At 34.6% G+C, this 25,144-nt stretch carries 15 protein-coding genes and 2 pseudogenes; 15 read left to right on the forward strand and 2 right to left on the reverse strand.

The genetic code is table 11. The features are described from left to right. Positions 1–2: 2 nt before the first annotated feature. The 15 genes and pseudogenes from HMPREF2574_RS03590 to HMPREF2574_RS03650 all read left to right on the forward strand — a co-directional run bounded on the left by HMPREF2574_RS03590 (position 3) and on the right by HMPREF2574_RS03650 (position 23,234). Positions 3–2,135 carry a CHAP domain-containing protein gene (locus tag HMPREF2574_RS03590; RefSeq protein ID WP_007894794.1) on the forward strand — a complete coding sequence of 711 codons (2,133 nt, stop codon included), beginning with the start codon at positions 3–5 and terminating at the stop codon, positions 2,133–2,135. Between the two features lie 12 nt (positions 2,136–2,147). Next, entirely contained in the window at positions 2,148–2,384 is a 237-nt protein-coding gene (locus tag HMPREF2574_RS03595) for a hypothetical protein (protein ID WP_000711923.1), read from the forward strand. Next, a complete protein-coding gene (locus HMPREF2574_RS03600) occupies positions 2,362–4,551 on the forward strand; it encodes a CD1107 family mobile element protein (protein WP_007894787.1) in 2,190 nt (729 codons plus the stop codon). Before HMPREF2574_RS03595 ends, HMPREF2574_RS03600 begins: the two co-directional genes overlap by 23 nt. Positions 4,552–4,649: 98 nt before the next feature. Beyond that, positions 4,650–6,356: a DNA topoisomerase 3 gene (locus tag HMPREF2574_RS03605; RefSeq protein WP_007894717.1), complete on the forward strand. Its 1,707-nt coding sequence runs from the start codon at positions 4,650–4,652 to the stop codon at positions 6,354–6,356. Between the two features lie 84 nt (positions 6,357–6,440). Beyond that, the gene (locus tag HMPREF2574_RS03610; RefSeq protein WP_002843620.1) at positions 6,441–7,244 is read left to right on the forward strand and encodes a KilA-N domain-containing protein; all 804 of its coding nucleotides are present in this window, start codon (positions 6,441–6,443) and stop codon (positions 7,242–7,244) included. A gap of 84 nt (positions 7,245–7,328) precedes the next feature. Next, positions 7,329–16,085, forward strand: coding sequence for a helicase-related protein (locus tag HMPREF2574_RS03615; protein ID WP_070812190.1), 8,757 nt, complete (start codon positions 7,329–7,331; stop codon positions 16,083–16,085). 42 nt (positions 16,086–16,127) lie between these two features. Then, positions 16,128–16,787, forward strand: coding sequence for a hypothetical protein (locus HMPREF2574_RS03620; protein ID WP_007894597.1), 660 nt, complete (start codon positions 16,128–16,130; stop codon positions 16,785–16,787). Between the two features lie 110 nt (positions 16,788–16,897). Then, on the forward strand, positions 16,898–17,119 hold the full coding sequence (locus HMPREF2574_RS03625; RefSeq protein ID WP_007894591.1) for a helix-turn-helix domain-containing protein: 222 nt from the start codon (positions 16,898–16,900) through the stop codon (positions 17,117–17,119). A 97-nt stretch (positions 17,120–17,216) separates the two neighbouring features. Next, positions 17,217–17,306 (forward strand): annotated as a pseudogene (locus HMPREF2574_RS11035) (DNA-binding response regulator); the annotation flags it as partial. Further along, positions 17,290–17,463, forward strand: a pseudogene (locus HMPREF2574_RS10115) (sensor histidine kinase); the annotation flags it as partial. The pseudogenes HMPREF2574_RS11035 and HMPREF2574_RS10115, both read left to right, overlap by 17 nt. 75 nt (positions 17,464–17,538) lie before the next feature. After that, positions 17,539–18,198 (forward strand): response regulator transcription factor, encoded by a 660-nt coding sequence (locus HMPREF2574_RS03630; RefSeq protein WP_007894595.1) that lies wholly within the window; start codon positions 17,539–17,541, stop codon positions 18,196–18,198. After that, complete coding sequence (locus HMPREF2574_RS03635; RefSeq protein WP_007894582.1) at positions 18,191–19,168, forward strand: sensor histidine kinase; 978 nt, start codon at positions 18,191–18,193, stop codon at positions 19,166–19,168. Before HMPREF2574_RS03630 ends, HMPREF2574_RS03635 begins: the two co-directional genes overlap by 8 nt. Positions 19,169–19,269: 101 nt before the next feature. Then, positions 19,270–19,959 carry an ABC transporter ATP-binding protein gene (locus HMPREF2574_RS03640; RefSeq protein ID WP_007894576.1) on the forward strand — a complete coding sequence of 230 codons (690 nt, stop codon included), beginning with the start codon at positions 19,270–19,272 and terminating at the stop codon, positions 19,957–19,959. Next, positions 19,946–22,441, forward strand: coding sequence for an FtsX-like permease family protein (locus HMPREF2574_RS03645; protein WP_007894588.1), 2,496 nt, complete (start codon positions 19,946–19,948; stop codon positions 22,439–22,441). Before HMPREF2574_RS03640 ends, HMPREF2574_RS03645 begins: the two co-directional genes overlap by 14 nt. Before the next feature lie 226 nt (positions 22,442–22,667). Next, positions 22,668–23,234 carry an ABC transporter permease gene (locus HMPREF2574_RS03650; RefSeq protein WP_225304694.1) on the forward strand — a complete coding sequence of 189 codons (567 nt, stop codon included), beginning with the start codon at positions 22,668–22,670 and terminating at the stop codon, positions 23,232–23,234. A 41-nt stretch (positions 23,235–23,275) separates the two neighbouring features. Here the strand turns inward: HMPREF2574_RS03650 and HMPREF2574_RS03655 are convergent, their stop codons facing one another. Together HMPREF2574_RS03655 and mobC are read right to left on the reverse strand one after the other, a co-directional pair. Continuing rightward, complete coding sequence (locus HMPREF2574_RS03655; protein WP_007894578.1) at positions 23,276–24,607, reverse strand: relaxase/mobilization nuclease domain-containing protein; 1,332 nt, start codon at positions 24,605–24,607, stop codon at positions 23,276–23,278. A 5-nt stretch (positions 24,608–24,612) separates the two neighbouring features. Continuing rightward, positions 24,613–24,963: a plasmid mobilization protein gene (mobC, locus tag HMPREF2574_RS03660; protein WP_000013643.1), complete on the reverse strand. Its 351-nt coding sequence runs from the start codon at positions 24,961–24,963 to the stop codon at positions 24,613–24,615. Between the last annotated feature and the right edge of the window lie 181 nt (positions 24,964–25,144).

Consider the following 25,144-nt stretch of genomic DNA (forward strand, 5'->3'; position numbering starts at 1 on the left):
TTATGGGAAAGAAACTGAAAAAGGACTTTAAGGAAAGGCAAAGAGCAAGGATAGAAAAGGAAACATTGCAAAGTAATGGCAGTATAGAGCCTGAAGAAAGTAAGTTAAAGCATAACGATGATTACAGAGGAAAAATTGTCCATGATAAAGACCGATTTCAAGATAAGGTGCATGAAAAGGTCAGTAAGAGAAGCATAGAAACTGAACAAAACGGAAAAACTTCCAAAAGAAATGCAAGGTATAGAGCTTCTGATAAGGATAGCGTAGCTTTTGTCACTGAAACAGGAAGATCGGATTATATTACGGAGGTTAAAAATGGAATAATCTATGATCCTTTAGGAAAAGACCTCGACAATGACGGAATCATAGATAGATATGACAATGACTTTAGGGACAGCGACTATTTTGAGTCAACTTATGATGTGGATGATAATCTCCATAAAAAAGATGAGTTTATTGGAAGTTCCTCTAAAAGTTATGAGGCTAAAAAGAGAAAGCATAAGAGGAAAAACTACACCGAAAGCCTTTATACAAGAAAAAAAGAAGATGTATCAAAGGAAAATAAGACTGAAGGTAAAAAGGCGGGAACAGATGCTGTCAGCGAAAAAGTTCATAGCAGACTTTCTAAAGAGCAGAAGAAAAAGCTAAAGAAAGATATGGTAAAAGTATCTGCCCTTTCAGGACTTGCTAAAGGAAGTGAAACCGTAAGAGATTACTTATCCCATGGAAGCGATGAAAACAAAGGGGTGGAAGCAGGAGAAAAGACAGCGGACGCAAGCTCGAAACTCATTCATGGCATAAAGAAATATTCTGATAAGAAAAAGGCGAAGAAAGGATATGACCTTACGAATAAGGACTATAAAATCAGAAAGCGAAAATCCAAATTGGAGTTTCGAGATGCCAAAGAGGAGCTAAAAAAGACACAGGAGTATCAAAAAGCAAATAACTTTAAGCGATTTCAGAAGCGAAAGCAGATGAAAGATTCCATTAAAAGGCAGAATAAGTCAAGGCTTAGAGATCGCATTAAGGAAGGGCTTATAGGCAGTCTTAAAAGTTCAAAGGAAGTCATATTAAGAAAAGCAAAGGGACTTATGATTATCTTCATAGGTCTTATTATTTTGGGAACTTTCTTTATCAACTTTGCAGGAACGGGAATGACAGGCTTTATGAACTCCACAAGTTCTGTTCTTACAACAAGCTATTTGTCAAAGCCAAATGTCCTAAATGAAATCAATCAGAACTTTTCCGCTATGGAAAGTGAGCTTCAAAACGAGGTTGATCATGTCAAAGAGAATTATCCCGGATATGACGAGTACATCCTAAATAACACAGAGTACATCGGTCATAATGTCCATGAGCTTTTATCCTACATTACATCAAGGTGCGGAGAAGTAAAGAATGTATCGGAAGTAAGCTCCGTATTAAATGAGCTTTTTAAGTCCATGTATGACCTTGAGTATAAGGAAGAAGTAGAAATCAGATACAGGACAGTTACAGAAACCTATACCGATGAAGATGGAAATGAATATACCGAAAGCCATGAAGAACCTTACGAGTACAAGAAACTCATTGTAACCCTTCATAAAAGGGAAATGGACAGTATCATCAGAGAAGTCTTTGCGAACTATCCTGACAATCTAAAACACTATGAAGCCTTATTCCTTGCTCAAGGCAATATGGGAGAAGCCTTTGGTAATAGCGACCTTATTGCTTCCAATGGAGGTATCGGAGGTGGAAAAGAGTATGAGGCTTCTACGGAAGTTCAAAAGAAGATTGTAAATGCTGCATACATTACGCCATCTCCGGGTGCAGGCTGGTGTGCTATGTGGGTGTCGCAGGTCTATCAAAATGCAGGACTTGGATATATCGGAGGAAATGCTTGTGATATGTACCGAAACTACACCTTTACATCAGATAAATCAAAACTCAAGGTAGGAATGCTTGTTGCAGTTGAAAGTAGTAGTAGCGGAAGTACAGCAGGACTTACCTATGGTCATGTGGGAATTTATATAGGCGATGGCAAGGTAATAGATAATATCGGGCGAATCAGAGTAACTACCTTAGATGATTGGATAGCAACTTTCTGCAAGCACCATCCCGTAGGTTTCGGCTTTCCGCCAAATGTAAACAGATAAGGAGGACACAATTTGAAAAAAGAACTTACAGCAGTAAAAAACAGAATAAAGAAATTAAAAGATAAAAAGGCTCTAATTGATGAAGAATTGGAGCCTTTGTTCATTCGTGAGGAAGAACTTGAAAACGAAGAAATTATTGCCATTTGCAGAAAGAACAACATTACAATCAGTGATTTAATGGCAAAAGTAAACAGAGAAAAAGCAGAAGTGAAAAAGGAGAAGACAAATGAAAACCAGTTTGAAAAATAAAAGAATTACAGCTATTGTTGTAGCTTTTACCCTCTTAATGGGCGGAGTTTTAGGGGTGTTAAAAGTTGGTGCAAAGACAGTATTTGCGTCAAATGAACCGCCTGAAAAATATGAAACATATTATGAACTGAAATTCGAGGATCATACTTCAGATGACACCTTTAGAGGATTTTATTATGTCGGAAAAGAAAATAAAGAAGGTCAGCCATTGAACTTTAAATTTTCCTTATCAAAATCTTTTGAAGAAAAGGGAGGTGTAGTTGTCGATAAGTATAATGAAACCTTTACCAATGAGAATATGGACAAGGAAAATGAGTTAGATGATCTAAGATACATGACAAAGAAACCCTATCCATATTATCGAATTCACAATGTAGGGACAGGTGCTTTTACAAGTATCGTTTCTCCAAGAGATAAGGATAATTACTATATTGGAGATATTACAGAAAATGCGGAAGAACGAACTGTAAAAGGAAAGAAAGCAAATGTCATTGTCTATACCTGCCCTGTTTTACAGTTAAATAGAAAAATTGAGAAAGTAACAGTTGACTATGAGGGAGAGCTTAAAGAGGAAACAAAGAACGCTATTATTGGCAGAGTAAAGGAAGCAAATCCAAATATCAATAATGTCAAAGAAATTAAGATTATTAAGGACAAGCTGATTATTGAAACATGGAATAGATTTCATACCGGTGTACCCTACCTTGAATTACCTTTAGAGGATTTATATAAGAGAGTAGCGAATGCGTCAGCTCAAACAGACAATAAGGATACTAAGGATCAGGAAAGTCAGACAAAAAGTGAAGTAAAGGTCAAATATCAATATCAGGATGGAAAGGTATATAAGGAGTATTCAGCTTTCTTTGACAAAAATCAGGTGATTGATGCGTCTGATCTTGAAATGCTTCCTGATAACATGAGCTTTAATGACGATTTTGTAAACTATACAGTAAAAGGAGATGGAAGCGATAGTATTATCCGAATTGTAAAGAAGTTAGAAAGTAATGCTCAGACGCAGACGGAAAAGCCAAAAACAGAAGATAAGGGAACTCAAACAGAGCTTAGCAAAGATGATATTTCCAAAATGGAAAAGGAATCTAAGGAACTTCAGGAAAAACTTGATAAGCTAAATCAGGAGATTAAGGACAAGGATAAATTAAGCGACAAGCAAAAGGAGAAAATCAAAGACCTTGAGGAAAAAATAGATAAGCTGAAGGAAAAACTTGAAAAGGGCAAAGACGATAAAGACTTATCAGCAGATATGAAGAAGGAGATAGACAAGCTAACTGAGAAAATTAAGGAGCTTGAGAAAAAGACGAATGAGGTTGGCAAAGCTCCTGTTACGCATAATCCTGTTGTAACACCAATCAGCCCTATCTCTGGAATGAAAACAGGAACAGGAAACTTACCTCAAACATCGGTAAGTAATATGGGTAAAGGCTCATCATCACAGGATAATACAGGAAAGATTACAAAGGACACAAATGTTGGCAAGACCGATGGAAAAGAAAAAGAAGTTCGTTATCCCAATAAGCTGACACCGAAACAACCTGCCAATAACAGCAGTCAGGATTCCTCTATGGATGGTTCAAGTAAGAATGTAAATACCAATAAAGGAGTTGCTTCTGCTCCATCAAAGGCAAGAGGAACTGTTACGGAAAATAAGGATAATGCGAACAAGGATTATCCGATTCATCATGGAGATAGCAGTGATAAGAGAGAAACGGATATGTATTCAGCGGATGCAAGACAGTTTGTTACCTTTACTACTAAGAATGGCAAGACCTTCCATTTAATCATCAATCACGATGAGGATAGCGAGAATGTTATGCTCCTAACAGAAGTATACGAAGATGATCTTCTTAATATGGTTGAAAAGAAAGAAGCTCCAAAACAGGAAATTACAAAGGAAGAACCTGAAAAAGAAGAACCTAAACCTGTAAAAAAGGAAGAAAGCAGTAATACAGGAACCTACTTAATTCTCATTCTTGTAGTAGCAGGAGCATTAGGTGCAGGATATTATTTTAAGGTCGTTAAGAAAAAGGAAGATAAGGAGCTTGAAGGCTTTGAGGAGGAAGATGATGATTTCTTTTCAGAAGCGGAAGAAAGCGAAAATGAAGTAGATAAAGCAGAAACAGAAGATAAGGAAGATGATGATTTGGAATAAATTTGCACCCAAAACTATCTCATATTTGGTGCAAAACACAGGGCGAGAGAGTAAAATCTTTCGCCCTTTTATATTGAAAAACAGGAGGAAAAATATAGATGAAACTTGTAATTGCTGAAAAGCCAAGTGTTGCAATCTCTATTGCAAAAGTGATTGGAGCTACAAAAAAGAAAGACGGATACTATGAGGGAAACGGATACAAGGTAAGTTGGTGTGTTGGACACTTAATTAAAATGGCAAATCCGGAAAGCTACGATGAAAGGTACGCAAAGTGGAATATGGCTGATTTGCCGATTATTCCAAAAGAATATAAGTATGAGATTGCAAAGTCCACAAAGAAACAATTTACGATTCTTAAAAAGCTCATGGACGATAAGGACATAGACATCGTGATAAATGCTTGCGATGCAGGGCGTGAGGGAGAAGCAATCTTCAGGCTTGTCTACAATCAGGCAAATTGTAAAAAGAAGATGAAACGCCTTTGGATTTCATCAATGGAAGATAGTGCCATAAAAGAGGGTTTTGATAACCTGAAAGACGGAAGTTTTTACGATAATCTATTCGAATCATCACAAGCAAGGGCGATTGCAGATTGGCTTGTGGGAATGAATTTAAGCAGACTCTATTCGTGTCTATACAAGCAAAATTACAGTGTGGGAAGAGTTCAAACACCTACCCTTGCCATGATTGTAAATAGAGATGATGAGATAGCAAATTTTAAGAAAGAAAAATATTTTACAGTCGAACTTTCTATGAATGGTTTTACACTATCAACAGAGAGAATTGATGATGAGGTTGCTGCTGAACAGCTAATCAATTTAGTTGGCGATAAGATAGGAATTACCGATGTTATTCAAAAGGAAAAGATAACAAAGCCTGATTTGCCTTTTGACCTTACAACACTTCAAAGAGAGTGCAATAAGTATTTTGGATATAGTGCCAAGCAAACACTTGATTATGCACAGAGCCTATACGAGAAAAAACTGATTACCTATCCAAGAACAGACAGCAGATGCTTAACGGAAGATATGATTGTAAGTACGGTTAATAACATTTTAGGGAAAAATGATTTTGATACAGAGCGTATTAAGACGGTATTTAACTCTGAAAAGGTTACGGATCATCATGCTATTATCCCGACAATCAGTTCCTTAAAAGAAGATGTTTCAGAACTTCCTTTAAGTGAAGCTAAAGTTTACTTCCTTATATCCGATAAATTCCACGCAAGTGTGGGCTATCCTTTAGTGGAAAATACAACGAAGATTGTAGCTGAATTCGATAGCTTTACTTTTACAAGCTCAGGTAAGACAATTAAAGATGAAGGTTTTACAAAATATCTTAAAGAATATAAGTCTAAGAAAAATGAAGATATGGTACTTCCTGATGTGAACATTGGTGATGTATTGAGCATTGAAAACAAGGAAATAAAAGAAAAGTACACAACACCACCGAAACACTTTACTGAAGATACGCTTTTGAAAGCAATGGAAGTGGCTGGTAATGATGCACTGGAAAAAGGTGTAGAGGTCGAGCGAAAAGGACTTGGAACACCTGCAACAAGAGCAGGGATTATTGAAAACTTAATTTTCAAAGGATTTATTGAGAGAGATAAGAAAAACCTTATTGCTACACATAAGGGAATCAGCCTTGTAACGATTGTAGCTGGTACCTTTAAATCCGCAGAAACAACAGCAAAGTGGGAAATGGAGTTATCGGATATTGCACAGGGAAAATCATCAAAGAAAAATTTTTTAGAGGCAATTGAAACTGAGATAAAAGAAGTGGTTTCAACTTATAGCAAGTAAGATGGCACTTATTTTAAGATGGAAAAAATGCCCTAAAAATGCTATAATATAAGATAATCAATGTAATGATTGAGAGGTGATTATGTGTCTAAAATAAATGTTGAAGGTTCAGAAATCAGCATTATTGCCATAGATAATAGGGATTACATTTCTTTAACAGATATGGTTAGAAATATTGAGAACGGATCTGCTTTAATAGAAAAATGGCTTAGAAACAAGAACACAATAGAGTTTTTAGGTATTTGGGAAGAAATGTATAATACCAATTTTAATTCCCCCGAATTCGAGGGAATTAAAAATGAAGCAGGATTTAACCGATTTATTTTATCTGTTAAGCAGTGGGTAGAAAAAACGAATTCTATCGGTATAGTTGCGAGAGCAGGAAGATATGGCGGAACTTATGCTCACAAAGATATAGCATTTGAGTTTGCTTCTTGGGTATCTCCATACTTTAAATTGTATTTGATTAAGGAATTTGAACGCTTAAAGGAAGAAGAACAAAAGAAGTTAGGCTGGGATATAAAAAGGAATTTGGCAAAAATCAATTATAGGATTCATACAGATGCCATTAAAAATAAGCTTGTACCCGAAAAACTTTCAAAAGAAAAAATCAACTTTATTTATGCAAGTGAGGCGGATATTCTTAATGTTTCTTTGTTTGGAATAACAGCGAAAGAATGGCGTGATGAAAATCCGGATTTAAAAGGGAATATTAGAGATTATGCAGATATATCGCAGCTTGTATGCCTTTCTAATCTTGAAAATCTTAATGCGGTATTTATAAATGAGGGCATGAGTCAATCTGAAAGACTGGAAAAACTAAATTCAATAGCAATTGAACAGATGAAAATATTATCCGAGAGTGAATCAATTAAAAAGTTGAAATAAAAGGATAATATCAATATGTAGTACAAAGGTGATTAGAGTAAAATCTAACCGCCTTTTTTTCATGCAAAAAAGAAGGAGGTAAACATGCGAATAAATGATTTTCATAACATCTTGGAGCTAATAAAACAAGATATTCTGCAGAGTGAAGCAGAGTATCTGAAGCTCTTAAAGGTTGTCGGAAACAATCAGAGGTATGACTTTAGAAGTCAGTTAAGTATTTATGATAAAAATCCTGAAGCGACAGCTTGTGCCAAGTTTGACTACTGGAGGGAACGCTTTAATCGAACTGTTATGAGAGGACAAAAAGGTATCCCCATTTTAGAGGACTATGGCACATATAAAAAGGTGGACTATATCTTTGATATAAGTCAAACCGTTTCCCAAAACAGAGATGTCAATGAAGTAAATCTTTGGAGATTTGATAAAGAATCTCATAGAGATGTATTAAAAGAAATGATAAAAGTTGAAGGCTATGAAGAAAGTGAAAGCACCTTAGAAAACATCTTTTCTTTAAGCAGGCTCTACGGAGATAAAAAGATAGATAGCTTGATGAATGAGCTTAGAATATCCGATGAGGACAGAATAGCCTTTACCAAGTTTGTGAGGAACTCGGTAAGCTATGCAGTAGCTTCAAGATTTAAGTTAGACTATCCTATGGATACGGAGCTTCTAAAGGAAAACTTTGCAATGCTTGACAGCATTTCTCTTATGAGCCTTGGAGAAACGGTGTCGGATATTAGCGGAAATATAATTGATGCTACCATTCAAAAAAGCAAAGAGTTAGAGCTTCAAAAAGAAGTGTTAAGAGGTAAAGAAGCAGGATATAATAAAATAAAAGAAGAATTAGAGGAGGTAGAAGAAAATGTACTTCGACGAGATGATCAGGAAAGAATTAGTGAAAACGAGCGAATTTTCCGAAATGGAGAGTACGGACGAGATAATAGAGAAAATCAAAGAGAATACGCTGAATCAGTTAGAGGAAGAGATGGACTTTATGAGGGAATATCCGAATCCGGTGTACGCAGTGATGAGGCTGGATTATCTTTCAAACAGCGAGGAGCAGAGCCACTTCGAGATGTTAGTGGATCTATACAAGGAGAAGAAGCTGATAGGACACCTGATGGATATTCAGAAACAGGCAATAGAGTTTATGAGAGCAGAGAAGCCGAAACTGATGATAGCTTGGAAGATAGAGGACGAGAGCCATCCGCAGTACAAAGCGATGATTTCAGCTCTCAAAGAAATGACAATCAAGGAAATAGTGGAAATCTAAAAGAAAATACGGATAAAGAGATAAGAGAAGCTGACAAGGCTTCTTTTTCTTTGCCTGAAAACAGATTAGGACAGATTAAACTTACAATACCTCTTACTCAAAATGATATTGACAGTATTCTTGTAAACGGTGGAAATCATGAGGGTGGTAGACTTCCTATTATTGCTGAATTTTCCAAAGGGAAAACAGTAGAAGAATTAGGAGAATACCTTAAAGATACCTTTAGAGGCGGAAACGGTTTATTTCTTAATGGAACAGAAGTATCTTCCTGGTATTCGGATAAAGGTATTCATTTAGCTTATGGAACTTCTGCAAGAGAAGATAGCACGCAAATTTTAAGCTGGAGTAATGCTGCAAGAAGAATCAATGAACTTTTGGAAAATGGAGAGTTTGCAACAAATGTAGAGCTTTCTGAAGCACAGGACTATGAAAGAGATAGAGTTTCAGAATCCTTATGGTATCTATACCACGATTTAAGTGAAGAAGGGAAAGCACAAGGCTATTTTGACTTTATAGAAAGAGGTGGTGGCTTTCCGAAAGAAACAAGACAGTTATCGGAAGCTCTTAAAAATCCTGACTATCTAAAGAATGTTATTTCCGAGTACAGTCGCTTTTTGACAGGATATAAAGAAAACAAAGATGTACTAAGGTTTCATTATCACAAGGTAGATAGCCTTTACCAGAGATTAGAGGAGCTTGCAATTCCGAGAAAGGAATATATCTCTAACTTAACCGAACTTCCAAAGGTACATGGCTTTATTACAGAAGATGAAGTCCTTGCTACGATTTCAAGAGGAAGCGGCTTTGATCAAGGGAAAGAAAGAATTACAAAGTATTTTAAAGAAAACCATACGCTTCAGGAAAAAGCAAATTTCATAAAAGACGAGTATGGAATTGGTGGAGGTTCTCATGCTGTTTCAGGGGCAATGGGAAGTGATGAATGGCATGATGCAAAGGGACTTAAATTACAGAAGAATCATTGTAACGATGTTTTTCTTACATGGTCAAATGTAGCAAAGCATATAGATGAACTGCTTTCTAAGAATCTTTATCTTGAAGAAAAGGACATTGAAAGAAAGGATGAGATAGAAGAACAAAAAGAGCCAAGTTATTATTCTAAAGATGATCCAAATAATCTAATGACTGATGAAATGCTTGAGAAAGTTCCTGAACTTTATGCACAGGAAGATGTAGCTTTAGCAGACAAACAGGTTCATGCAGCATATATCATTCCATTTAGAAGCAACTGGACTTGGTATATGACGGAGTACGATAGAGAAAGCAAAGACGCTTTTGGACTTGTTTTAGGAATTGAACCTGAATGGGGATATTTTAATCTTGAGGAGCTAAAGGAATTAAATGCCCAAAGACTTGTTTTAGAGGATTTTCCAAAGACCTTTAGAGAACTTAAAGACAGTGAACTTAAAAAGCAGATGGATGAGCAGGAGCTTCAGCATGTCTTTAACGGAGAACTTAGCTTTGAGGACAATATTGCAGAGCTTGAAGCACCTGAAGAAGTAGAAGAAAGCATACAGGCAGAACCTTTTCAGGCTACCTTATTAGATTATCTAAAGGAAAAAGAAGAAGTAGAGCTTAACGAAAAAGAGGACAGCCCTTTAGATGAGTTTGCAGTTAAAGAAGGCGATACCATCTATTTTAATCATGAGGAGTACAAAGTAAGGGAGATTTCTAAAAATCAAATCACAGGAAGAAATGATTTGTGGCTTGATCCTGTAAGGCAAGGTAATCATCAAATACCGATTGTATCCTTTACGGATAATGAGGATTTATTAAGACAAGTAAGTCTTGAAAGACCTGAATTTATCATCGGCGATGAAGTGAAGTATAAGGGAAAAGACTATACCATCACAAGATTTGATGATATGGGAAATAACCTAAACACAGTAACGGTTAAGGATAATACCGAATATCTTGGAGGTATGATTACAGGCTCCGATGTAATTCCTTATCGTAAGGAAAGTGAGCTTGATAAAATCTTTGAAAATCTGACTTATATAAAATCCGAAAAGACTTTTGAGGAAGCAGAGATAAAGAAAAATCAGGCTCACAATTTCAAGATTACAGAAGAAACGCTTCCTTCAAAGTTATCTCCAAGTGAGAGGTTAAACAATAATCTTGAAGCAATCTCTATGCTTAACAGAGTGGGAAGCGGAGAACGAGAGCTTGATATTACAGCTCAGGAAGTTTTAGCGAAATATGTTGGTTGGGGTGGACTTGCTGATGTCTTTGATGAAAGTAAGGATGGACAGTGGAAAGAGGCAAGAGCTTTCTTAAAGGAAAATCTATCGTCATCAGAATATGAAGCTGCAAGAGAATCAACCTTAACGAGCTTTTACACACCGAAAACCGTTATTGATGGCGTATATAAGACACTTTCAGGTATGGGATTTAAACAGGGCAATATCCTTGAACCGTCAATGGGTGTTGGGAACTTTATCGGTAATCTACCTGATGAAATGAATAAGTCAAAATTTTATGGTGTGGAACTTGATTCGGTAAGCGGGCGTATTGGAAAGCTGCTATACCCTGAAAGTGATATACAGGTTAAGGGACTTGAAGAAACGGGATTTTCCAACAACTTCTTTGATATCGCAATCGGAAATGTTCCATTTGGAGAGTATAAGGTAAATGACAGGGAATACAATCGTAATAACTTTCTTATTCACGACTACTTCTTTGCAAAATCCATTGATAAGGTTAGAAATGGTGGCGTTATCGCCTTTATCACATCTTCAGGAACGATGGATAAAAAAGACGAAAGTGTTAGAAGGTATCTCGCAGCAAGAGCCGAATTTTTAGGAGCAATAAGGCTTCCAAACGATACCTTTAAGGGCGTAGCCGGCACAGAAGTTACTTCAGATATTATCTTCTTAAAGAAAAGAGATAGCGTACTTGAGCGAGAGGAAGATTGGATACATCTTGCGGAAGATGAAAACGGGCTTGTATATAACAAATATTTTGTGAATCATCCTGAACAAGTGCTTGGTTCTATGCGTGAAGTAAGTGGTAGATTTGGGAAAACTCTAACTTGTGAGCCGATAGCCTTTTTAGGGCAAGAGAACAATATGGCTTCGTTAAAGGATCGTATCGAGATTGCGGGAGAAAGAATTTCAAAAGATGCAAAGTATGAAGAAATAGAGCTACTTGATGATGAAATAACTTCTATCCCTGCAACCGATGATGTAAAGAACTTCTCATACACCTTAATTGATGATGAAGTTTATTATAGAGAAAACTCACTCTTTATCAAAAAGGAAGTATCAGACAAGAATAAAGAAAAAATCAAGGATTACCTTGAACTGAATGCTGCCTTAAAAGATGTGATTTACAAGCAGAAGGAAGATTTCAGCGAAGAAGAAATCAAGGCTTCTCAAAAAAGATTAAACGAAGTTTATGATAACTTTTCAAAGAAACATGGCTTTGTAAATAACCTAAGTAATACCAGAGCCTTGAAAGAGGATAGCAACTTCCCTCTTGTTTCCTCCATAGAAATCCTTGATGAAGAAGAAAATTTCAAGGCAAAGGGAGATATTTTCTCCAAAAGAACTATTACAAAGGCTAAAGTTATAGACCATGTGGATACTTCTTTAGAAGCCCTTGTCTTATCGGTGTCTGAAAAAGGATATGTGGACTTTGACTATATGGGAAGTCTTACAGGAAAAGACAGACCGACTTTAATTGAGGAGCTTCGAGGGGAAATCTACTTAAATATTAGAGAGGAACAAAACTTTTACAGACCGCTTTCATTTAACTTGGAGGATGGGGATTTACCTTTTGCTTGTGCAAATGGCAGCAACTCCTACAAATATGGCTATGTAACAAAGGATGAATATTTAAGTGGGAATATAAGGGATAAGATTGCCATAGTAGACAGTTACTTATCAAAGCTCAGACAAACGGAAAGAGAACTCCCTCATCTTGGCTATGAAGAAAATGGAAAAGAAAAAGAGCTGATAAGCTATGAAATGAACCGTTTGGAATACCAAAAAGCAGAGCTTACAAAAGTTCTTCCAAAGGAATTAGAAGCAAGTGAAATCAATGTGCGTCTTGGTGCAACTTGGATACCGATTAAAGATATTGAGAAATTTATTTTTGAAACGTTAAAAACTCCGGGATATGCAAGATGGGATATTAAGGTAAAATTTTCCAACCTTACAAGCGAATGGAATGTAGAAGGAAAAAGCAAGGACAGAGGAAATGAACTTGCTGAAATGACCTTTGGTACATCGAGGGTAAATGCCTATAAGCTGATTGAAGATGCCTTAAACCTTAAAGAAACAAAGGTATTTGACCAAATTGTAAATCCGGACGGCTCTAAAACTTCTGTCTTAAATAAAAAAGAAACCATGCTTGCAGGACAAAAGCAGGAGTTATTAAAAGAAGAATTTAAGAACTGGATATTTAACGATCAGGAAAGAAGAAGCCGTCTTGTAAAGCTGTATAATGAGCGTTTTAACTCTATCCGTAACAGAGAATATGACGGAAGCAATCTTTCCTTTGAGGGAATGAATACGGAGATTGACTTAAGACCTCATCAAAGAAATGCTATAGCAAGAAGCCTTTATGGAGGAAACACCTTGCTTGCCCATGTAGTAGGCAGTGGAAAGACCTTTGAAATGGTAGCTTCTGCAATGGAGAGTAAAAGGCTTGGAATGTGCAGTAAGTCCTTGTTTGTTGTCCCAAATCACTTAACAGGGCAAATCGGTCGTGAGTTTATGCAGCTATATCCGTCAGCGAATATTATGGTGGCTGATAAGAAAGACTTTGAGCCGAAAAACAGAAAGAGGTTTATAGGCAAGATTGCTACAGGGGAATACGATGCGGTTGTTATCGGACATACGCAGTTTGAAAAAATTCCTATGAGTAAGGAATATCAGGAAAAGCATATTCAAGATCAGATTGATGAAATCGTAAACTATGTAGAAGAATACAAGCATGACAGAAATCAGAACTTTACTGTGAAACAGCTCGAAAAGACAAAGAAAAAACTGGAAACAAGGCTTGAAAAATTAAATGATGATTTTAAGAAAGACGATGTGATTACCTTTGAGGAATTAGGAGTTGATAAGCTCTTTGTTGACGAGGCACATGGCTTTAAGAACCTTTATCTCTATACCAAAATGCGTAATGTTGCAGGTATCGGGCAGTCAGAAGCCTTTAAGTCCTCCGATATGTTTATGAAATGCAGATATATGGACGAAATGACAGGCGGCAAAGGCGTGGTCTTTGCCACAGGAACGCCTGTAAGTAACTCTATGACAGAGCTTTATACCATGCAAAGGTATCTTCAGTATGAGAGTCTTAAAAAGAATGGACTGGAGCATTTTGACTCATGGGCTTCCACTTTTGGAGAAACACAATCCTCCTTTGAATTATCGCCTGAAGGTACAGGATATAGGGTGAAAACGAGATTTTCAAAGTTCTATAATTTGCCTGAGCTTATGTCTATGTTTAAGGAAGTTGCTGATATTCAGACTGCGGATATGCTTAATCTTCCTACACCTGAAGCTAACTACGAGGTTATTAAAACAGAGCCTTCTGAAGAACAAAAGGAAATTCTAAAGAGCCTTTCTAAAAGAGCAGATGATGTCAGAAATAGAGTTGTAGTGCCAGATGTTGATAATATGCTTAAGATTACCAATGATGGTAAGAAACTTGCCTTAGATCAGCGTTTAATCAATCCACTTCTTCCTGATAATCCTGATAGCAAGGTCAATGTATGCGTAAAGAATGTCTTTGCCATTTGGGATAAGACAAAAGAAAACAGGTCAACACAGCTACTTTTTTCTGATATGTCCACTCCAAAAGGAGATGGAGAATTTAACATCTATGATGATATTAGAGAAAAGCTCGTAGCTATGGGAATACCGAAAGAAGAAATCGCTTTTATCCATGAAGCAAATTCAGACAAACAGAAAGATGAACTCTTTGCGAAAGTAAGAAAAGGCGAAGTTCGTATCTTAATGGGTTCAACACAGAAGATGGGAGCCGGAACGAATGTGCAAAATAAGTTGATTGCTTTGCATGACCTCGATGTGCCTTGGCGTCCTGCTGACCTTGAACAGCGTGCAGGTAGAATTGTAAGACAGGGCAATGAAAATGAGAAAGTGAATATCTATCGTTATGTTACAGAGAATACCTTTGACAGCTACTTATGGCAGACGATAGAAAATAAGCAGAAGTTCATTTCTCAGATTATGACAAGTAAAACACCTGTCAGAGTTGCGGAAGATGTGGACGAAAGCTCTCTTAACTATGCAGAGATTAAAGCCCTTGCCACTGGCGATCCTAAGATTAAAGAAAAGATGGATTTGGACAACGAAGTTACAAAACTAAAAATGCTTGAAGCAAACTATAAGTCTAATCGTTACAGATTAGAGGATAAAGTGGCGAAAAACTATCCTGAAGAAATCACAAGAACGGAAAAGCTCATTGAAGCTGTCAAAAAAGATATATCTGATGTAGAACCTAAAGCGGAAGGCGAGGAAAAGTTTACTTCCATTACCATTGCAGGAGAAAAAATTACCGATAAGAAATTAGCCGGAGAAAGACTTCTTGAAGCTATTTCTAAAGTGAAAATCAATGAAAGCAAGGTTATAGGAAAGTATAGGAATATGGATTTAGAGGTAAGTTATAACTTCTTTACCAATGAACATAACTTTAGCCTAAATGGTGCTGCAAAGCATTCAGGAGAGCTTGGAACAAGTGCGGACGGGAATATTACAAGACTGGATAACGCTCTTGAGAAAATGCCCGAGAAATTAAATAGGCTTGAAGAAAAACTTATCAGTACAAAGGAACAGCTTGAAAATGCCAAAGAGGAGCTAAAAAAGCCTTTTGAAAAGGCAGATGAGTTAAAATCAAAAGTGCTTCGCTTGGCAGAGTTAAATAAGCTCCTTGATATGGGAGAAGTGGAAGAAAAGAGAAATGACAATCCTCTTGTGGAAGATGTAAAAAGAGCTATCATAAACTTTTGCAACAGAGAATATGAAGAAAACCATAGTTATGATGAATTTAATACTCTATATCCTGACTTAAAGCACATCGGCATCGCCTATACCAATACACCTGACGAAAGACACGGTATTCAGTATGAGCTTAATTTAGAAGCTAAAACATGGACACAGTATATTGATGATATGCCTATCAAAACAGAGAGCTTCGACTATGAAAACAAGGGAGAAAATGAAGCTCTAAGGAATATGAAAAATGAAATAGAAATGTCCTCTTTTAACGATTTGGTTTATGTTGATTCAGAAGATTTAAGAGCAGCAACGGGTCTTGATATTGACGATGAAGGCAACTTCTATGATCCACTTTCTAAAGACCTCGATAATGACGGTATTCCTGATAGATATGACAATGACTTTAAGGACAGTGATTATTTTGAGTCAACTTATGATGTGGAGGACAATCTTCATAGTAAAGAAGAAACCACACAAAAATCAGGTGATAAGCCATCTATTTTAGGACAGATAAGAGCCTATCAAAATGAAAGTAAAACAGAAGAAAAGCAAAAAACAAAAGAACAGGAATTTTTAAGATAAGGGGAGGGAAACCTCCCTTTTGCCATGAAAGGAGATAAAAACATGGATTACAAAACAATGAGAAATCAAATAGAAGATATGGTAAATGATAATCATAAGGACTTTGTAAAGGCGATTATAAGCATGGAAAAAGGTATCAATGATGAAAGTGCTTTAGATAAGCTCTATGACGCTTATATGGACAATGACAGCCTTAATTTGCTACATGAAGAATTTGACTATATGATTGAGGATTTAAGAGAACAGGGACAGATAAAAGACCTGCCTTATGCTCAGGAAGAAAAGGATAATCTTATCAATATTGTTGGAAATATCGTTGGAGAGGTTGATGTATTAGAAAGGGAAAATAAGAACGGAGAAGCTTTTAAGGTAGCGAACTTTTCCGTTGTATCCAAAGACGATGAGGGTAACAAAGTATATCATAATTGCTCCGCTTATGGAGAAAAGAGTGATATTCCAAAGGACTTTAAGCAGGGAGATTTTGTTAAGCTCTTTGGACAAATCAGAACCTCCATTGATGATAACGGTAAAGAGCATAGCAATATCAGGATACTTTCTTCAAAGCTGTTAAAGGCAAAGGAACAAATGAAAGGACAAGAAGAAAAGAAAGAATCTGTACTTGGGGCTATCAAAAAATATCAGGCTGAAGATAAGGAAAAGCCGAAAGAAAAGAAAGAAGTAAGCAAAGAAGCTGAGAGATAAATTTATGGTCGGTGTGGTCTTAGGGCTGCACCGACTCTTTTTTATTTGGTGAAATTATGATATAATTAAAGAAATAAAAGTTCAACTATATGAATATTAAGGATGGTAATATGAAAATAAACTATAATGGGCTGTGGAAACTTTTAATAGATAAAAATATGAAAAAAAGAGACCTACAGGAAAAAGTTGGTATAGCTCCTGCAACGATAGCTAAAATGGGAAAAGGTGAATTTGTCAGCATGGAAATTCTCTATAGAATTTGTATTGAACTGGATACAGATTTTGGTGAACTAATTTCATTGAATAGGACGAATAATATAAATAAGTTTTAATTTTTATAAAGAACCTTTAGACTTTAGATTGTATATCAAATGATGTATTTTCCTTTGATGATGACTATGTTGAATAGGTATTATGGAGGTATGAGATATGAGAGAGATAATAATTATAGATGATGATATTGCATTATGTAATTTAATTAAAAAATGTTTAAGCACAGATGGATATTCTGTATATATTTGACAGAATGTATCAGGCAGATAGTTCAAGATTAACAAAAGGTTCAGGACTTGGATTATCAATCTCCAAAGAATTACTGCGAGTAAATAATGCTAAAATAAGCGTAAGTAGTGTGCCAAATATAAAAACTGTTTTTACTGTAGAGTTTGCAATGTAAATAGCTGATTTAGAAAGTCTCTTTGGCAGAATTTGTAGTTATTTTAAATGTGATATCTCAGAAAGGAGTATAGAATTGAAAATACTAATGATTGAAGACGACAGCACAATTTCTTTTGCTGTTAAAACTTACTTAAACAAGCATAATATTGAAACTATTATTTATAACAATCTTTCTCAGACAGAGAAGCTTAATTTTAATGATTTTAACTTAGTTCTACTTGATGCTAATCTTCCTGATGGTTCAGGTTTTAATTTTTTGAAGTGGCTGAGAGAATTTTCTGACCTTCCTGTAATAATGCTTACTGTAAAAGATGAAGACGAGTATGTTATCAAAGGTCTTTCTCAAGGAGCAGATGACTATATTACAAAACCTTTTTCTCTTCCTGTCCTGAAGGCGAGAATAGACAATGTGTTTAGTAGAAAAATAAAAAAGGTTGACGAGCTAACTTTTGAAAATTTATCTTTAGATCTCATTTCAAAACAAGCTTCGATAGATGGAAAAGATTTAGACCTTAACTTAAAAGAGTTTGCTATATTGGAAATGCTTTTAGAAAACCAAAATATAAATCTACTAAGAGAGCGAATTTTAGATTATGTTTGGGGTTATGATTTTTATGAAGTAAATGACAATACCCTAACTGTCACCATAAAAAGACTCAGATCTAAACTTGGAGATTATGGCAGTCATATAAAAACTCTTAGAGGGATAGGATATAGGTGGGACAATGAATAAAAACAAAAATATTTTACTTGTCTTAATTTTAAATTTGATAATGTCTTTGTTTGTAGTTTATCTCAATCCAAGATTTGATATTCTAACACTTATTGGCTTTCTAGCTATAAATATAATTCTGTTTATAGTTATTTCAAAAATTGAAAAGAAAAAAGAAAAAGCTCTTGAGTATAAGATCAACAATATATTCAGCCTCCTACATTCACTTGATATAAACTCTGATAATTATGAAATTATTGACGATGAATTTGGCAAACTCAGAGATGAGATTATTAAAACTATTATAGAAAACAAGAGGATTGCTGAGAATGCTGAGAAAAATAAGGAAACTTTAAGGGAATATACGGAAGATATTGCCCATCAGATAAAAACTCCGTTGACTGGATTACTATTATTGTTAGACTTATTAGAAGACGAAAATGACAACTTTTCCGAAGAATATATAGAAAGACTCAGAGATAATTTACTTAGACTCCACAACTTATCTGACATTTTATTAAAACTTGCAGCCCTTGATTCTGGGACAATAGAAATGACAAAAGATAGTATTTCAGCTCGAGGATTAATTGAAGACATCACACAAAAGCTAAAAGATTATTTTATTAATGATAATGTTGAAATTCCTCTTGATGGAGAAGACTTTTATCTTATATGCGATAAGAAATGGACCTATGAAGCAGCATTTAATGTGATGAAAAATGGTCTAGAAGCAACAGAAGATAGGCATATAGAAATTCACTTAAAAGAAACGAACTTATATAAGAGTATATTTGTGGAAGATTTTTCTAAAGGTTTAGATAGAGAAATGTTAGAAAAAGCTTTTAGGCGTTTTTATAAGCTGGATCCAAATTCAAAAGGTTATGGGATTGGACTTCCAATGGCAAAATCTGTTATGGAAAGACAAAATGGAGAGCTTTTATATCATAAGGGGAAGAAATCAAATTCCTTTGAAATGAGATTTTATAACTGATTTAATTATGGCTGTGTAAATAAAGCACAGTCATTTTTTTTCTAGTCACTTTCCAGTCACTTAAGTCTAATATAATCTAAGAAAGATAAGGAGGACTAAATATGAATATTGTAAAAACAGTAGATTTAACAAAAACTTACAATAGTGGAGTAGAAGTACACGCTCTATCAAATGTGAATTTTGAACTAGAAAAAGGAGATCTTGTCGCCATTATTGGAGATAGCGGGTCAGGAAAGTCTACCTTGCTTCATCTATTAGCAGGAGTTGATAAACCAACAAGTGGTGATATATTTATTCAAGATAAAAATATTACCAAGTTTAACAAAGATGAAATGACAGTATTCCGCAGAAGAAATATTGGCGTTGTATATCAATTTTTTAATTTGATTCCAAACATCAACGTTCGAAAAAATATTTTACTTCCTCTTTTGTTAGACAATAAAAAGGCAGATGAAGAATATTTAAAGGAAATTTTATCGATACTAGGAATAGAAGGAAAGCTTGATAGGTATCCAAAACAATTATCAGGTGGCGAGCAACAAAGAGTTGCCATTGCCAGAAGTTTGATTACAAGACCTGCCATCATTCTAGCAGATGAACCTACAGGAAATCTCGATAGAAAAAATTCTGAAGAAATTACAGGACTTTTCAGACTTGTAAATAAGAGATTAAATTCTACAATTATGATAATAACTCATGATGAAAAAGTAGCAAATTCTTGTGATAAGGTCTATAGAATGGTAGATGGTAGGTTAAATTTCTTAGGAGATGAAACTTATGAAAATTATTAATGACCTAGCTGATGGAGCTGTAAAAAATAATAAGAAAGACAGTTTTGCTATTAAAATTTCCATACTTTTGGCAGTAATTTTACTAGGAACTGTAATTTTTATCTTCAACTCGTTAAAAACTGACAAGTATGAGTATGTAAAGAAAACTTTTGGAGATTATCATGTGAATATAAGTGGAATTGACCAAGGTTTTTATGATAAATTAAAAAACGATAAAGATATAGAAAAAGTTTCTTTCAATAAAGTAATAAAAACAGACTTAAATGCAGTTATATATGAAAATGGAGATCCTGCAAGCCTTTTACGTTATGATATTAAGGAAGGAAAAAAGCCAGAAAAAGCAAATGAACTTTTAGTTCCAGAGATATTTTTGATAAAAAATAAAGAATATGATTTGGGTTCTGAAATAACTGTTCGTGATAAAACTTATAAAATAGTTGGTACTTATGAAGATTTTAGCTATTCATTTGAAGAGGCTATGCTTGTAGGTTTATCTAAAAGTGATGATAAAAAAGTCTTGTTTGAAAAAAATGTTGGTACCGAAGCAGAAATTTGGTATAAAAATATAAGAGATACCTATACAAAGACTAGGGAAATTTTATCAGAAATGAATATTGATGAGAACCATGCCCTAGATATTGGTAGATTATTTTATAATAAAGATATCTTAGAATATAAAATGGTCTATCCAAAAGGAATCATTCCACCAAAAAGTGTTGTAAACTCAGCTTTAGAACAATATGGAGCAGCCTTCTTTCTTTGTCTACTTTTTGCATTTATCATTTATGGGGCTTTTAATGTATGGAACAATAGGGATTTAAAGGAAATTGCTCTATTAAAAAGCACTGGGATGACAGATAAGCAGGTAAAGCAATTAATTCGAAAGAAAGCATTTAAACTTTCAACCTTACCAATAGCCTTGGGAACAATCTTATCTTTGGCTTCTGCAAATCTGCTCTTATATTTGATGTGGCTTAATAATACAAAATCTTATCAAAACATATCAAATATTTTAGGTCAAAGTGTAAAATCTATGGATTTCCATTTCATATTTCCAAGCCCTATATCTATTTTAATAATTATTTTGTTATCCTTGATAATGGTTTATTTTTCAGCATTGATCCCTGCCAAGAAAAGTGCGAAGATAAATGTTATCGAAGGTTTAAATGGTATTACAGAAAAAAATATTAAATTAGGAAAATCAAAAATAAATGGATCTATAGAAAAGACTTTAGCAAAAGATTATTACAGGTCTTATCGCTCAACCTATCGAATTATTGTAATTTCCATGGCTCTGTCTGCCTTGGTACTGACTAATGTTTTAGTAAGTCGGGCATATGGAAGTTTAGAGGAAAAATATAATAACTACCAAAGTCCTTACAATTTTGACTCTAGTATTTATATAGGTGATTTTTTGGATAAAAACTTTGTTCATGATATAGAAGAAGTTGAAGGCATAGACCAATTGCATGTATACCAAAGAGTTGATACAAAATTTTACCTTGGTGATAATAAGGACTTTATTTCTAAAGATTTAAATGAAGCTTTAAATAGCGGTAAAATACCGGAAGATAAATTATATTCCAATATATATGCCTTAACAGATGAGGATTTCGAAAAACTTTTAAAAGAAAATAATATTTCGGATGCAAAGTATTTACTACTAAATAAAATTCCAAAAGATAGTGGAAGTCCTTATACTTTTAATGAATATGTAAAAATTTCTGATAAGGATACAGGAAAAGTAACTTTAAAATATAATGCAAATGGTAAGTCCATGCCTATAAAAATAGATTCAAGTATTGATGAAATGCCTTATAATCTAGAAGCTTATAATGACAATCAAATATCTATCTTTACAAGTGAAAGTTCTATGAAAAAATTTATTGATGAATATGGAATAGATGAAGGCAACCCAGTTTATTACTACTTTGTAAAAATCAAAGCCGATAATAATAAAGAAAAAGTATTTGAAGATGCGGAAAAAGTAATTTCGACCTATGTCCCAAAATCTGACCATGGAACTTCCACAGAAATTCTAAAAGCGGCTATGGATAAAGAAGTAATAAGGAATGAAAGACTTCTAAATCTAGCTATCCAAATCATTCTTATAACGATTGCTCTTTCCAATGCCTATAATAGTTTTAAGGGAAACCTTAGAGCGAGAGCCAATGATTTTAAACTCCTATCCACCACTGGCATGACAGAAAAACAAATGGAAAAGATGGTCTTTGGAGAAGGAAAAATATTGTTTAAAAATATTTTCTTAGCCTATATCTTTATGTTCATTATTGGAATTGCATTGAGAGCCTATAGAAGTGACTATGAATTAGGATTTGCGATAAAAGGTCTGATAACAAATATGAATTATATCCCTCTAATAGTAGTATTTGTATTTATGATTGTAGGAGTTTTATTTGCAATAAAAAGTGGTTTTAAAACAATAAATGAAAACTCAGATAATACTTTCAAGAGTATATAAGAAAAAGGCTGTGAGCATTTGATATGTACCCTCCTTACTGGTTTGTCCAGTAAAGAGGGTACTATCATAATGAAGACGCTTGTATTATATAAAAAACTTCACAGATCAAAATTGATTTTTTTGCTTGTATTCGCACTCATAATGACGTTAGGGGTTGTGTTTCTTCAAGGACAATTTTCATTTGGTGACAAAAAGTATATAGATACATTTGTGGTATATTTTACAGGTGCAGTCTTTAACAACATATTATGTATTGCCAAGTTTGATAGCGTTGTTTGGAGGATATATTATTTGCCGTGAAGAACAAGAAGATGTACTCAAATCATTGAAGCTAATACCGATAGATGAGAGGAATATGATTACTGCAAAAATGATAATTACTCTGTTAGGTAGCATTTTTGTTTATCTAATATTGTTTATGGTATCTTTAATTGTAGAAGCGGTATTGCATTTAAATGCGGTAAACATGAGTGAAGTAGTTCATTATTTTGCTGTATATGTATTAACTGGAATAGGTGTTTTTATGGCAATATCTCCAATTATTGCATTTATTGGACTTGTAAAAAGAAGCTACTGGATAGCTCTGATTATCGCTGAAATATACTCCTTTATAGGAATTTTCTTTGCCTCAAAGGAAGTTGTAAGGGCCATATATCCAATATCATCTGTATTCGTTTTATCGGGACTATATAAAACACCGGTTATGGAATTGCTGATTAGCATAATCGTAAATATTGGTTGCTGTTTTATTTCATATAGAATACTAAAGAAAATGAGAGTTCGTAAAAAATAGTTATGAAAATAAATTTAGGAATTTAAAAAGAGGAGAGAACACTATCTCTCCATCTCCTTGCCCATGTAAATTCCATAGTTCTTTCGTATTTGATAAAGCTCGTCCATAGTAGATTTTGAGGAAGAATACTCTTTCATGAGGATATTCTTTTTTTCTTGCAGTTTATCAAGTCTATCTAAAATATTCTTTGAATTTGGAAGTTTAGAATAGGAGCTTTTCAGCTTGGAAAGAGCAGTTTCATAGAGCGTGATTTGCGATTTGTATTCTTCATAAAATGCCTTGTCCGATGGATTTGCCTTATATTCCTTGTAATAGGCTCGATACTTTTTAACGGTATGAACTTGTTCCATCGTATCAGAAAGTAGCTGCATTTCCTTATCAATTTCTTTGATTTTATCTTGTAAACCTTGTCTTTCTTCAGCACTTTTCCTAATGTATTCATCAAGCTGCTTAACGGATTTAATGCCATGTTCCCTGATGAAAACAACTGACTCAGCCATTGTATTTAAGTTATGTTTTGTTGCCCAATATTCATAGCCTTTGCTCTCTTTCACTTTGGCATTGGTACTCATATTGATGATATTTCCGATTCGTTTTTTGACAGGTGGGGCTTTAATAGATTGATTTTCTGTAATACGCTCTTTTAATCTTTCTTCGGTATAATCTTCACCAATCGTCTTAGCCCGTGTAAATCTCTGCTTATCTTTTGGCTTAAAGGCAATGTGTTTGCCATGTTTTATTTCATAACCAAGTTCAGCCATCTTCTTTAGGAATTCTTCCCAATCCTTAGACTGTTTTATCAGACGATCAATATCAAATTGAAGCCTGCTTTTCCAAGAAGTACCTTTCTTAGATTGCTCATTTTCATACCATGACTTTCCATTTGTTTTGTACTTTCTCTTATAGCTCTCGTAGAACTCATCAATCACAGATAGGTTATTTTCTTTACATAACTTATCGCTCTGATACCTGATTTGGTGGTAACTTCTTTTGTTGGATTGATAGCACTTACCAGTAACCATATTGACATTATTGAATATGATGTGATTGTGGATATGCCCTTTATCTATATGGGTAGATAAGACAAATTCGTACTCATCCTTTAATATCTTTTTACATAGTTCAAGACCGATCTGATGTGCCATTTCAGGACTTGCTTCTCCGGGTAAAAAGGATTGAATGAGGTGTCTTGCAAGAACAGTTCCGTTTGTTCCCGCATCATTTCGTGTTCTTAAAAATTGAGTATGAGCAGTTTCCTGATGGCATTTATGAGTGCTTACTAAGATTTGCTCGTCCGTTTTTTCTCCATTAACAATATATGAAATGGCGAGATTAAGTGTTGATTTTATAGGATGTATTTTTGTAATAGCCATAAAATTTAATCACCTCCGGAAGTTCTGTTAAGAAGCAGAGAATGTATTTGCCACAACTCTTTTGAGAAATATTCAATCTGCTTTTTCATATCGTTTATATCGTCTTTGTAGATTATTCCGGTAGAATTTACACGCTTTGCAATCTGATTGATGTTGTTTGTAGCATTGGAAAGCAAGCCTTGTAAATCTCTAAAGGGTTCTAAATCCACTTGATATATTTCCTTTTCTAAAACGCACTTGCGAATGAAATGGCTCATATTTTTGCATTTCGCAAGTTTTCTTTTCTCCTCAAAAAGAGCCTTTTCTTCTTCAGTTAATTTAATTTCAAGTCTTTCATTTCGTGTTCTATTTGCCATAGGTAAATCCTCCTTTGAATGTATTTCGGGGTCTTAGGGTACACCCTAACAAGTTAAAAAATTGATAAAAAAAGAAGCAGATCCCAGAGGGCTGCTTCATCAATTTTTTCGTAAGTGTCCGTACACTTACTGTGCTTGCTACAAAAGAATAATTAAGGTAGCAAGCGTTAAGCATCTATTA

Origin of the sequence: Streptococcus sp. HMSC034E12, assembly GCF_001835915.1 — a bacterium.
GTDB classification, from domain to species: Bacteria; Bacillota; Bacilli; order Lactobacillales; family Streptococcaceae; genus Streptococcus; species Streptococcus vaginalis.

Bases quoted from the DNA above. Each gene is read 5' to 3' on its own strand.
- HMPREF2574_RS03590 (WP_007894794.1), top strand. From the start codon at position 3: ATGGGAAAGAAACTGAAAAAGGACTTTAAGGAAAGGCAAAGAGCAAGG.
- HMPREF2574_RS03600 (WP_007894787.1), top strand. From the start codon at position 2,362: ATGAAAACCAGTTTGAAAAATAAAAGAATTACAGCTATTGTTGTAGCT.
- HMPREF2574_RS03605 (WP_007894717.1), top strand. From the start codon at position 4,650: ATGAAACTTGTAATTGCTGAAAAGCCAAGTGTTGCAATCTCTATTGCA.
- HMPREF2574_RS03615 (WP_070812190.1), top strand. From the start codon at position 7,329: ATGCGAATAAATGATTTTCATAACATCTTGGAGCTAATAAAACAAGAT.
- HMPREF2574_RS03620 (WP_007894597.1), top strand. From the start codon at position 16,128: ATGGATTACAAAACAATGAGAAATCAAATAGAAGATATGGTAAATGAT.
- HMPREF2574_RS03625 (WP_007894591.1), top strand. From the start codon at position 16,898: ATGAAAATAAACTATAATGGGCTGTGGAAACTTTTAATAGATAAAAAT.
- HMPREF2574_RS03635 (WP_007894582.1), top strand. From the start codon at position 18,191: ATGAATAAAAACAAAAATATTTTACTTGTCTTAATTTTAAATTTGATA.
- HMPREF2574_RS03640 (WP_007894576.1), top strand. From the start codon at position 19,270: ATGAATATTGTAAAAACAGTAGATTTAACAAAAACTTACAATAGTGGA.
- HMPREF2574_RS03645 (WP_007894588.1), top strand. From the start codon at position 19,946: ATGAAAATTATTAATGACCTAGCTGATGGAGCTGTAAAAAATAATAAG.
- HMPREF2574_RS03655 (WP_007894578.1), bottom strand. From the start codon at position 24,607: ATGGCTATTACAAAAATACATCCTATAAAATCAACACTTAATCTCGCC.
- mobC (WP_000013643.1), bottom strand. From the start codon at position 24,963: ATGGCAAATAGAACACGAAATGAAAGACTTGAAATTAAATTAACTGAA.